Raw genomic sequence first — 11,289 nt, 5'->3', positions numbered from 1 at the left:
TGGTGCGGGTCCCCCGCGCGTGTGAAAGCACGGGCGGAGGCTAATGGTTGTCAACGCCATGCCAACAGTGGGTTACCGGTCAACTTCCGTGCGGCCCGTGGCGGCTGAGGCGGGGGGGGGATTCCCCCACCCCGCCGGGAGTTGATTCCCCCACCCCGCCCCTTCCCGAAACCGGGCTCCGCCCGGACGGGCTGGTTCTGCCCGACGCCACCCCCGGGCTAGCGGCCCTTCCCGCCGAGGCCTGCGCGGCGGAGGGCGTCGGCCATGGCGCCGGAGGCGGGGGGTTGCGGGGAGGAGCCGCCGCGGGACTGGCGGGGAGGGGCGCCGCGGCGGTCGCGGCGGCCCTCGGCGCGGGGCTCGCGGGGGGCGGCAGCGGCCGCGTCGTCGTCAAGGCGGAGCGTCAGCGAGATCCGCTTGCGCGGGATGTCGACGTCGAGCACCTTGACGCGGACGATGTCACCGGACTTGACGACGTCGTGCGGGTCGCTGACGAAGGTCCTGGACATGGCGGAGACGTGGACCAGCCCGTCCTGGTGGACGCCGACGTCCACGAACGCCCCGAAGGCGGCGACATTCGTCACGACGCCCTCCAGCACCATGCCGGACCGCAGGTCCTTGAGCTCCTCGACGCCCTCCTTGAAGGTGGCGGTCTGGAAGGCGGGCCGCGGGTCCCGCCCCGGCTTCTCCAGCTCGGCGAGGATGTCGGTGACGGTCGGCAGGCCGAAGTTGTCGTCGGCGAACTCCTGCGGCTTCAGCGTGCGCAGCACCGTGCCGTTGCCGAGCAGGGACTTGATGTCGGTGCGGGCGGCGGAGCTGATGCGGCGCACCACCGGGTACGCCTCGGGGTGGACGCTCGAGGCGTCCAGCGGGTCGTCGCCGCCGGGGATGCGGAGGAAGCCGGCGCACTGCTCGTACGCCTTGGGGCCGAGCCGGGCCACGTCCTTGAGGGCCTTGCGGGAGCGGAAGGGGCCGTTGGCGTCGCGGTGGGCGACGATGTTGCCGGCCAGGCCCTCCGTGATGCCGGAGACGCGGCGCAGCAGCGGGGCGGAAGCGGTGTTGACGTCGACACCGACACCGTTGACGCAGTCCTCGACCACGGCGTCCAGTGAACGCGACAGCTTCAGCTCCGACAGGTCGTGCTGGTACTGGCCGACACCGATCGACTTCGGGTCGATCTTGACCAGCTCGGCCAGCGGGTCCTGGAGCCGGCGCGCGATGGAGACGGCACCGCGCAGCGAGACATCCAGCTCGGGGAGCTCGGCGGAGGCGTACGCCGACGCGGAGTAGACGGAGGCGCCGGCCTCCGACACGACGGCCTTGGTGAGCTTGAGGTCCGGGTGGCGCTTGATGAGGTCGGCGGCAAGCTTGTCGGTCTCGCGGGAGGCGGTGCCGTTGCCGATGGCGATGAGGTCGACCTTGTGGGCGGCGGCGAGCCGGGCGAGGGTCGCGATGGACTCGTCCCACTTGTTGCGCGGCACGTGCGGGTAGATGGTCTCGGTGGCGACGACCTTGCCCGTGTCGTCGACGACGGCGACCTTCACGCCCGTACGGAAGCCGGGGTCGAGCCCCATCGTGGCGCGGGTGCCGGCCGGGGCGGCGAGCAGCAGGTCGCGGAGGTTGGCGGCGAAGACGCGCACGGCCTCGTCCTCGGCGGCCTGGCGGAGCTGGACCCGCAGGTCGATGCCGAGGCGGACCAGGAAGCGGGTGCGCCAGGCCCAGCGGACGGTGTCGGCGAGCCATTTGTCGGCCGGGCGGTCGCGGTTGGTGATGCCGAAGTGGTGGGCGATCTTCCGCTCGAAGGTCGACGGGCCGTCCGCTGCGGACTCGTCGGGGCCCTCGGGCTCCAGGGTGAGGTCGAGGACCTCCTCCTTCTCGCCGCGCAGCATCGCCAGCACACGGTGCGACGGCAGCTTGGTGAAGGGCTCGGCGAAGTCGAAGTAGTCGGCGAACTTGGCGCCGTCCTCCTCCTTGCCCTCGCGGACCCTGGCGGCCAGGCGGCCCCGCTCCCACATGCGCGTACGCAGCTCGCCGACGAGGTCGGCGTCCTCGGAGAAGCGCTCGGTGAGGATGGCCCGGGCGCCGTCCAGCGCGGCGGCGGCGTCCTCGACGCCCTTGTCCGCGTCGACGTAGCCGGCGGCCTCGGCCTGCGGGTCGAGCGACGGGTTGGCGAGCAGCCGTTCGGCGAGCGGTTCGAGTCCGGCCTCGCGGGCGATCTGCGCCTTGGTGCGGCGCTTGGGCTTGAAGGGCAGGTAGATGTCCTCGAGCCGGGCCTTGGAGTCGGCGGCGAGGATCTGCGCCTTCAGGGCGTCGTCGAGCTTGCCCTGGGAGTCGATCGACTCCAGGATCGCGGTCCGCCGCTCGTCGAGTTCGCGCAGGTAGCGCAGCCGCTCCTCCAGGGTGCGCAGCTGCGCGTCGTCCAGCGTGCCGGTGGCCTCCTTGCGGTACCGGGCGATGAAGGGCACCGTCGCCCCGCCGTCGAGCAGGTCGACGGCCGCCTGCACCTGGCCTTCCCGTACTCCGAGCTCCTCGGCGATCCTGCGTTCCACCGACACCGATGTCGTCACGATGTACTGACCTGCTTTCTCGCTGGACTACCCGGGCATTATCGCCGAGTGATTCCGGTCCGGGAGACAGGCCGCGTCGCTCAGTCCAGCTTCTTCTCGAAGAAGTGATCCGCGAACGGGTCGTCGTGATACGCCGGGATCTCCCGGTAGCCCAGCCTGGCATACAGCGCCCGGGCCTCCACCAGGTCCCTCCGCGTGTCGAGCCGCATCACGCTCGCGCCGAACACCTCACGCGCCGCCCGCTCGGCCGCGCCGACCAGGGCCGGGCCGCCGCCGGTGCCACGGGCGGAGGTGTGGACGAAGACGCGCTTCAGCTCGGTCGTGCCGGGGCCGAGCACCTTGACGCCCACGCATCCGGTGGGGGCTCCGGCGTAGTACCCGACGAGGAACAGCCCGGTGGGCGCGGCGAGATCGGCGCTGGTGAACTCGGCGAGGATGTCGTCGATCTCGGCGACGGTCATCGGGCGTCCGTGGTAACGGCTGACGATGTCCTCGAAGTACTGCCGGAGCAGTCCCGCCGAGACGGGATCACCGACCGGCGTCGGCACGGCGTGCCAGCTCGCGTCGCCCTGTGCTGTTCTCTCCACAAGGCCATCCTGGCAGGGCCCTGCACGGCTATCCTCCGATTTATTCACGGGCAGTTCGACGCCACGGGGGGGCACGATGCCGACGACGTATCCGATAGCGACGACCGAGCAGACCACGAACGACATCATCGTCTTCGACCAGGAAGCCGACTGGGCGAAGGCGTCGTCGGTCGTGTGGCGCTGGAACGCGCCGGGCGGGTCGGGGTCGCCCTGGTACAACCTGTCCGACGTGCGGCTGCGCAGCACCAAGGCGTACGGCACGGTGGTGCTGGTCGCCGCGTCCGGCGGGAGGACCGCGATGCTGCGCAAGTCCACCCGCCAGATCATCTGGCAGGTCAGCACCCCGGCGGACAATCCGCACGCGATCGAGCGGCTCCCGGGCGGCGTGATCGTCACCGCCAGCACGAAGCCGGGCCGGCTGCGCTTCTACGCGGACTCCACCCACACCAAGCCGTTCAGGACCATCAGCCTGGCCCTGGCGCACGGCGTGCTCTACGACCCGGCGCGCAAGGCCCTGTGGGCCATCGGCGACAAGCAGCTCATCCGCTACTCGCTCTCCGGCAAGGGGGCGGGCACCAAGCTCGCCGTGCACAGCCGGGTGACCTTCAAGGGCACGGGGCACGATCTGCAGCCGGTGTTCGGGGAGCCGGACGCGCTGTGGTTCACGGACACGTACGGGGTCTACCGGCTGGACGCCACGACCAACACGTACGAGGAGGTCGACGGCACCAACCATGTGAAGGCGTACATCAGTCAGCCCACGGGGATCCGGGCGCGCGCCACGGCGGACTACGCGGGGCCGCGCGACTGGGGCGGGCCGACGGTCGACTTCTTCGACGCCGACGGGAAGAAGACCTTCTCCCGCACCCGGCCCGGCGCGGAGTTCTACAAGGTGCGGCTCTGGACCCCGGACTTCCACTGACAATCGCCGGTCGGTCGGCTAGGTTCCTGCGCTATGGCAGCCATGGGGATGATGCGACGTGTGATGTCAATCGGGCTGTGTGGGGCGGCACTTGCCGCTGTGACGGCCTTTCCGGCGCACGCCCGTCCGGCACCGGCTCCGGCGTGGGAGCCGAAGGAGACCGGCAGCGCCGCCCGTTTCCGGGGGCTGGCGGCCGTGAGCCGCAGCACCGCCTGGGCGGCGGGCTCGGAGGGTACGGTCCTGCGTACGGTGGACGGTGGCCGCACCTGGCAGGACGTGTCGCCGCCGGGCGCGGGGGATCTGCTGTTCCGTGACATCGAGGCGTTCGGGGCCCGGCGGGCCGTGGTCCTGGCGATCGGCGAGGGCGAGGCCTCGCGGGTGCTGCGGACCGACGACGGCGGCGTGACCTGGACGGAGACCTTCCGCAACACCGACCCCAAGGCCTTCTACGACTGCGTCACCTTCTTCGACGACGAACACGGGCTCGCGGTGAGCGACCCGGTCGACGGCAAGTACCGACTCCTGTCCACCCGCGACGGCGGCCGCAGTTGGGCGGTGCTGCCGTCCGACGGGATGCCGGCCGCGCTGGACGGTGAGGCGTCCTTCGCCGCGAGCGGCCAGTGCCTGGTCAGCTCCGGCGGGCACGACGTGTGGCTGGCGACCGGCGGCGGCGCGACCGCGCGGGTCCTGCACTCCGGCGACCGGGGCCTGACCTGGACCGCGTCCGGCACCACCGTCCCGGCCGGTGACTCCGCCAAGGGTGTCTTCGCGCTGGCGTTCCGCGACCGGCGGCACGGCATCGCGGTCGGCGGCGACTACCGGGCGGACCAGGCCTCCCCCGACGCGGCGGCGGTCAGCCGGGACGGCGGGGCGACCTGGACCGCGTCGGCGCAGCCCCCGCCCGCGTACCGCTCGGGCGTCAGCTGGCTTCCGTACGGCCCGTCCTCGGCCGTCGCGGTCGGGCCGACCGGCAGTGACCTGTCCACGGACGGCGGCCGGACGTGGCGGACCTTCGACACGGGCTCGTACGACACGGTCAGCTGCGCCCCGGACGGCGGCTGCTGGGCCTCGGGCGAGCAGGGCCGGATCGCGCGGCTGGGCATTTCCTCGTCGTAGAGCGGCAACCTTTCCGGGGTGACCGGCCACCTGGGTGTGGAGGGGGCCGATCACCAAGGAGAGCCGCATCATGGCCGAGCACACAACGCACAAGCGCCGCCTGGGCAGACGTACGTTCCTGGCGGCGACCGGCGCGATCGGCGCCGGCGCCGCCATCGAGGGCGTCCTGGTCGCGCGGGCGTCCGCCGCGACCTTCGGGTACACCGACGACGGCACGAACTACGTCATCAACACCGGCGCCGACCTGGTGTTCAAGGTCAGTCACGTCAACGGCGACCTGACCTCGCTGGTCTACAAGGGCACCGAGTACCAGGGCTACAACGGCCAGAACTCGCACGTCGAGTCGGGGCTCGGCGCCTCGACGGTGACCATCTCGCAGTCGGGCACGACCGTCCTGGTCAAGGTGGTCCACGGGACGCTGATCCACTACTACGCGGCCCGCAGCGGCGAGAACAACGTCTACCTGTGGACCAACAAGGCCGACGCCTCCTTCACCGCCACCCGCTACATCGTCCGCGTCAAGCCAGGCATGTTCCCCAACACCGACCCCGACGCCTGGGACGCGACCACCGACACGGTCATCGAGGCGGCCGACATCTACCGCAAGCCCGACGGCACCACCCGCGCCAAGCACTACTCCGGGCTCCGCGTCATGGACTACGACCACATCGGCTGGAGCACCGGCTCCGTCGGACTGTGGATGGTCCGCAGCAACCACGAGAAGGCCTCCGGCGGCCCCTTCTACCGCTCCCTGCTGCGGCATTACAACGACGGCGGGGCGGGCCTGTACGAGATCCTCCACTACGGCGAGAACCAGACCGAGGCCGAGCGCTTCGGCCTCCAGGGCCCGTACGCCATCGCCTTCACCGACGGCGGCGCCCCGGCCTCCTCGCTGTACGCCAGGAACATCGACACCTCGTGGGCCGACGGCCTCGGCCTGCCCGGCTGGACGGGCGCGAGCGGCCGCGGCAGAGTCGCGGGGGTCGGCATCGCGGGCCGCGACACCAGCTACCCGTACACCGTGGGCCTGGCCAACTCGGCGGCGCAGTACTGGGGGACGGCCGACGCGGGCAGCGGCCACTTCTCCATCCCGAAGGTGCTGCCCGGCACCTACACCCTGACCGTGTACAAGGGTGAGCTGGGCGTCCACACCCGCAGCGTCACGGTGACGGCCGGGGCCACCACGACCCTCAACACGATCACCGTCACCAACGACCCGAGCACCGCCTCCCCGATCTGGCGCATCGGCGACTGGAACGGCACCCCGGCCGGTTTCAAGAACGCCGACCTGATGACCTACGCGCACCCGTCCGACACCCGCGCGAGTGCCTGGACCGGCAACTTCGTCGTCGGGTCCTCGGCCGCGAGCAGCTTCCCCGCCTACATCTGGAAGGACGTCAACAACGGGCTGACGGTCTACTTCAAGCTCACCGCCGCCCAGGCAGCGGCGGCGCACACCCTGCGGATCGGCATCACCACCAACTACAGCAACGGCCGCCCGCAGGTGACGGTCAACGACTGGTCGTCGTCGGTCCCCGCACCCCCGACCGAGCCCGGCACGCGGACGCTCACGGTGGGTTCCTACCGGGGCAACGACGTGACCTTCACGTACTCGGTGCCGGCCAGCGCCTGGCTGACCGACACCAGTCAGTACAACGTCCTCAGGATCTACGTCGCGAGCGGGTCGTCCGGGGCCGGGTACCTCAGCCCTGGAGTGTCCGTCGACGCGATCGATCTCCTCGCGTGAGGGTGTAGCCGCCCACGCCCGCCAGCGCGCCGAGCACCCCTCCGGCGGCGGTCCAGATCCAGCGGTCCGACCACCACCCCGGGGACCAGCCGCCGTCGGGCGCCGCCAGCGACGCGGGGGCCTCGGACACCGTCTCCGACGGCGAGGCGCTGGGCTCCGCGCTCGGGTCGAGTGTGGCGCCGGCCTGCTCGACCGGAGTGAGCGGGGCGGCCAGTTCGCCGTCGGCCGCCTTGGCGCCGCCGGCGTCCTTGACGGTGGCCAGGATCTCGGTCTTCACGGCGAGGCCGAGGTCCTGGTCGGGCAGATCGGCCACGGTGAGCCGTACGTAGTACGCCCCGGGCAGCGGGTCGTTGGCCCAGGCCTCGGACCAGGGCCGTACGGTGCGCAGCGTGCAGCGCAGCGACACGTCGGCAGCGTCGGCCGCCGCCGTCCGCGAGGGGTGCCCGGCGGCGCAGGCCTGGTGGCGGCGGAGCCCGTCGTAGACGTCGAGCCGCCAGGTGGCGGAGCCGTGCCGGGCCGAGGAGGCGGGCAGGGTGACGGTGGCCTCGACGGTGGCGTTCTGGCCGCGGTGGCCGGGAACATCCAGTACAGGTAGTCGCCGGTGGAGGCGCTGGCGGTCGCCGTCTGCCCCTGTTGCAGGGCGGTGGCGGTGCGGAAGCTGGTCCCGGCCTCGGTCGGCGCGGCGGCACTGCCGCTGGGGCTGGGGCTCGGGCTCGCGGTGTCGGCGGCGGCCAGGGGGGCAGCGCCGAGAACAGCGGCGGCCGCCGCCAGAGCAGCGGCCGTCAGACGTGTCGTACGCATCAGTTGGTCCTCCGGAGGGCGACGCGCCAGCGGGCCAGCCAGCCCCAGAGCAGTCCGGCCAGCAGGCCGGTGAGGGTCAGGACGGCGAGCAGGATCCAGCCACGGCCGAGACCGAAGGAGGCGACGTCCGAGGCGTTGTCGGGGGACGAGACGAGGCCGACGGTCAGCTCGACCGGCAGGCCGGGGGTGGTCTTGACCGAGGCGGGGGCCGAGAAGGAGTTGCTGAGCTCGAGGCAGACGGTCCGGGACGCGGGGGTGTCGGCGTCGCTCGCCGGCCAGGCGTAGCGCAGTCCGGTCGAGATGTCGTCGGTGCGTCCGCTGCCCGCGTCGCTGCCGCGTACGAGTTCCCGGTCGCCGGTCACCGCCCGCAGCAGCACTCCGTAGTCGTTGTTGACGGCGCGGTCGGCGCCGACGCTGACGGAGGCGCGCAGTTCCTGCCCGTCAGCGACGTTGACCCGGTACCAGCGGTGTTCGGCGAAGGTCTCGCGGTCGGTGTAGACACCGGCGCCGAGCAGCGGCGCCGTGGAGCAGGTGGAGGTGCCCTCGGTGGCGGTGGGGGTGACGGTGTTGTCCGCCGCGCGGTCGACCAGTTGCTTGGTCCGGTCGGCGAGCTCCTCCTTGTGGGAGACGGTGGTGTAGGTGCCGCCGGTGGCCTCGGCGATGCAGGTGAGCTGCTTGCGCATCGTGTCGGTCGAGGCCAGGCCCAGGGTGTCGATCACCAGGTTGGTGCCCTCGGCCGCCAGTTCACGGGCGACGACGCAGGGGTCCAGCGGGGCGCAGGTGTCCTCGCCGTCGGTGATGAGGACGATCCTGCGGGTGGCGTTGCCGCCGGTGAGGTCCTTGCCGGCGGCGCGCAGCGCGGGCCCGATGGGGGTCCAGCCGGTCGGGGCGAGAGTGGCGACGGCGGTCTTGGCCTCGGTGCGGTCCAGCTGCCCCACGGGGTAGAGCTGTTCGGTGTCCTTGCAGCCCTCCACCTTGCTCGTGCCCGGGTAGTTGGCGCCGAGGGTGCGTATGCCGAGCCGTACGTCCGCGGGAACGCTGTCGAGGACTTCGTTGAAGGCCTGCTTCGCGGCGGTCATCCGGGACTGTCCGTCGATGTCGCGGGTGCTCATCGACCCGCTGACGTCCAGGACCAGTTCGACCTTGGGGGATTCCTGCTGCGGCTCGTCCGCTACGGCTCCGGCCGGGAACAGGCCGGTCACCAGCACGGCGAACAGGACACACAGGCCCGCCGCCGGCCGTCTTCTAATGATCATTGGCGGATACTATTGATGATCGCCCGCGGGTCCCAACTCGGCCCAGACGACCCGTCCGCGGCCGTCCTCGCCGAGGGTCACGCCCCACGCCTTGGACAGCGCGCTGACCAGCAGCAGTCCGCGTCCGCACTCCTCGTCCATACCCGCCAGTCTGGGCTGAGGCACCGTCAGGCCACGCCCCTGTTCGGCGACTTCGATCCGCACGAGGCCTTCGCAGAGCCGGACGGCGCAGGCTATCTTCTCGCTGTCGCCGTACCGCAGGGCGTTGGTGAACAGCTCTGACACGATCAGCCCCGCGTCATCGGACAGCTCCCCCTCGATCCCCCACTCACGCAGCCGCGCCCGGACGCGCCGTCGCGCCTCGGCGACCGCGGCGCCCTGCGCGGTCAGCCTGAACGCGTCATGGGAGGATGCCACTCCGCTACTATGCGCGTCGCGCCGAACGCATGGCAAGGTGCGATCTGCAAATTGCAGAGTCGCAAGCAACAGGCTGCGATCCCTGCTGACGTCATGACAGACTGCCCCTGGGCCAGGGGTGTTGGAGGAGAGTCGTGAACGATGCGCGTCCGGCGGGTGCCGCACCGACCGTCCTGCGAGTGGTACTCGGCAAACGCCTCCAGGATCTCCGGGAGAGGGCGGGCCTGAGCTACGAGGAGGCCGCCCACGCGCTGGATGTCACCCACGCCACCATCCGCCGCATGGAGAAGGCCGAGGTCGGCCTGCGGCTTCCGTACGTCGAGAAGCTGCTGCAGGTCTACGGCATCACCGACCCCTACGAGGTCGAGAGGTTCCTCGACCTCGTCAAGGACGCCAACCGGCCGGGCTGGTGGCACCGCTTCCGCGACGTCCTCCCCGACTGGTTCAGCGCCTTCGTGAGCCTGGAGGGCTCCGCCGAGCTGATCCGCGCGTACGAGCCGCATTACGTACCCGGGTTGCTGCAGACCGACGACTACGCGCAAGCCGTGCTGCGCGCAGGCCGCCCGCAGGCCTCCCAGGAGGAGATCGACCGCTCGGTGGCGCTGCGCCGCGAGCGGCAGGCACTGCTCACCCGCAAGGAACCGCCGCTGCTGTGGGTGGTGATGGACGAAACGGTCCTGCGCCGCCCGATCGGCGGAGCCGGTGTCATGCGCGCCCAGATCGCCCGGCTGATCGAGGCCTGCGACATGCCGCAGATCCGGCTGCAGGTCCTGCCGTTCTCACTGGGACCGCACCCGGCGATGTACGGGCCGTTCCACATCTTCCGCTTCGCGCAGCCCGAACTGCCCGATGTGGCCTACGTGGAGAGCCTGGTAGGCGCCATCTATCTCGACGAGCGCAACGACGTCTCCGCCTTCCGCGAGGCCCTGGACCGGATGAGCGCCCAGGCCCCGCAGGCGACCCGCACCCAGGATTTCCTCGACGCCCGCAGCAAGGAGCTGTGACCGTGACGTCGTGGCAACGGCCGTACCCGCACCAACGCACCAGCACCCCCCACCGGAGGACCCGCACATGACCGACCGCCCCTTCTCCGCCGAGGAGATCGACACCAGCCGCCCGCACCCGGCTCGGATGTACGACTACTACCTGGGCGGCAAGGACAACTACGAGGTCGACCGCGAGGCCGCCGAGCAGGTCATCAAGCTGGTCCCCGACGCGCCCACCAGCGCCCGCGCGAACCGCGACTTCATGCAGCGCGCGGTGCGCACCGTCGTCTCGGGCGGAATCCGCCAGATCATCGACATCGGTACAGGGATCCCCACGTCCCCCAACACCCATGAGGTGGCCCGCGAGATCGACCCCGATGCCAGGGTCGCCTACGTCGACAACGATCCCATCGTCTCGGTCCACGCGGGCGCCAAGCTCACCAACACCGGCAACACCGGCTTCGTACTCGCCGACTTGCGCGAGCCGCAGGCGATCCTCGACCACGAGGTGATCCGCGGGCTGATCGACTTCGACCAGCCGGTGGCCCTGATGCTGATCTCCGTACTGCACTTCATCACGCAGGAGGAGGACCCGATCGGCATCATCGCCACCCTCGGCGAAGCCTTCCCGGCGGGCAGCGCGCTCATCGTCACCCACGGCACGGCCGACCTCCGGCGCGAGGAGCACGGCGACGCCCGCGATGTCTACAAGAACGCCACCGTCCCCCTGACCGTTCGCACGCGGTCGGAGGTCGAGGCGCTCTTCAGGGACTTCGACCTGGTCGAGCCCGGAGTCGTCCAAGTGCCGCTGTGGCGTCCCGACGGGGCGCAGCCGACCGAGGACGAGCTGGCGAGGGTGCACATCTACGGGGGCGTCGGCTACAAGAAGTAGG

The 11,289-nt window shown here is 71.2% G+C and carries 9 protein-coding genes and 1 pseudogene; 5 read left to right on the top strand and 5 right to left on the bottom strand.

What is annotated here, in order from left to right:
* Positions 1-218: 218 nt before the first annotated feature.
* Together ACFXJ5_RS18605 and ACFXJ5_RS18600 are read right to left on the bottom strand one after the other, a co-directional pair.
* Complete coding sequence (locus ACFXJ5_RS18605; protein WP_384631656.1) at positions 219-2,564, bottom strand: Tex family protein; 2,346 nt, start codon at positions 2,562-2,564, stop codon at positions 219-221.
* Between the two features lie 80 nt (positions 2,565-2,644).
* Entirely contained in the window at positions 2,645-3,151 is a 507-nt protein-coding gene (locus tag ACFXJ5_RS18600; RefSeq protein ID WP_384631655.1) for a GNAT family N-acetyltransferase, read from the bottom strand.
* 76 nt (positions 3,152-3,227) lie between these two features.
* On the opposite strand from ACFXJ5_RS18600, the gene ACFXJ5_RS18595 reads away from it, so the two are divergent.
* From ACFXJ5_RS18595 to ACFXJ5_RS18585, 3 genes are all read left to right on the top strand, one after another.
* A complete protein-coding gene (locus ACFXJ5_RS18595) occupies positions 3,228-4,073 on the top strand; it encodes a DUF6528 family protein (RefSeq protein ID WP_384631653.1) in 846 nt (281 codons plus the stop codon).
* A gap of 63 nt (positions 4,074-4,136) precedes the next feature.
* Entirely contained in the window at positions 4,137-5,189 is a 1,053-nt protein-coding gene (locus ACFXJ5_RS18590) for a WD40/YVTN/BNR-like repeat-containing protein (protein WP_384631882.1), read from the top strand.
* Between the two features lie 70 nt (positions 5,190-5,259).
* On the top strand, positions 5,260-6,936 hold the full coding sequence (locus tag ACFXJ5_RS18585; RefSeq protein WP_384631652.1) for a rhamnogalacturonan lyase B N-terminal domain-containing protein: 1,677 nt from the start codon (positions 5,260-5,262) through the stop codon (positions 6,934-6,936).
* On the opposite strand, the pseudogene ACFXJ5_RS18580 reads toward ACFXJ5_RS18585, so the two are convergent.
* From ACFXJ5_RS18580 to ACFXJ5_RS18570, 3 genes and pseudogenes are all read right to left on the bottom strand, one after another.
* A pseudogene (locus ACFXJ5_RS18580) lies at positions 6,893-7,737 on the bottom strand (hypothetical protein). The gene ACFXJ5_RS18585 and the pseudogene ACFXJ5_RS18580 sit on opposite strands and share 44 nt — an antisense overlap.
* Positions 7,737-8,993, bottom strand: a complete 1,257-nt coding sequence (locus ACFXJ5_RS18575) for a VWA domain-containing protein (protein WP_384631650.1) — start codon at positions 8,991-8,993, stop codon at positions 7,737-7,739. The pseudogene ACFXJ5_RS18580 and the gene ACFXJ5_RS18575 overlap by 1 nt, the downstream one beginning before the upstream one ends.
* Before the next feature lie 9 nt (positions 8,994-9,002).
* On the bottom strand, positions 9,003-9,410 hold the full coding sequence (locus tag ACFXJ5_RS18570; protein ID WP_384631648.1) for an ATP-binding protein: 408 nt from the start codon (positions 9,408-9,410) through the stop codon (positions 9,003-9,005).
* Positions 9,411-9,544: 134 nt separating this feature from the next.
* Here ACFXJ5_RS18570 and ACFXJ5_RS18565 point away from each other — a divergent pair, with 134 nt between their 5' ends.
* Both ACFXJ5_RS18565 and ACFXJ5_RS18560 read left to right on the top strand, forming a co-directional pair.
* Positions 9,545-10,414, top strand: coding sequence for a helix-turn-helix domain-containing protein (locus tag ACFXJ5_RS18565; protein WP_384631647.1), 870 nt, complete (start codon positions 9,545-9,547; stop codon positions 10,412-10,414).
* A 67-nt stretch (positions 10,415-10,481) separates the two neighbouring features.
* Positions 10,482-11,288: an SAM-dependent methyltransferase gene (locus ACFXJ5_RS18560; RefSeq protein ID WP_384631645.1), complete on the top strand. Its 807-nt coding sequence runs from the start codon at positions 10,482-10,484 to the stop codon at positions 11,286-11,288.
* Position 11,289: the final 1 nt, after the last annotated feature.

Source organism: Streptomyces sp. NPDC059373 (assembly GCF_042751495.1).
GTDB lineage: Bacteria > Actinomycetota > Actinomycetes > Streptomycetales > Streptomycetaceae > Actinacidiphila.
Note: the sequence above shows the minus strand (reverse complement) of the source record. Positions and strands in the feature narration are given on the sequence as shown.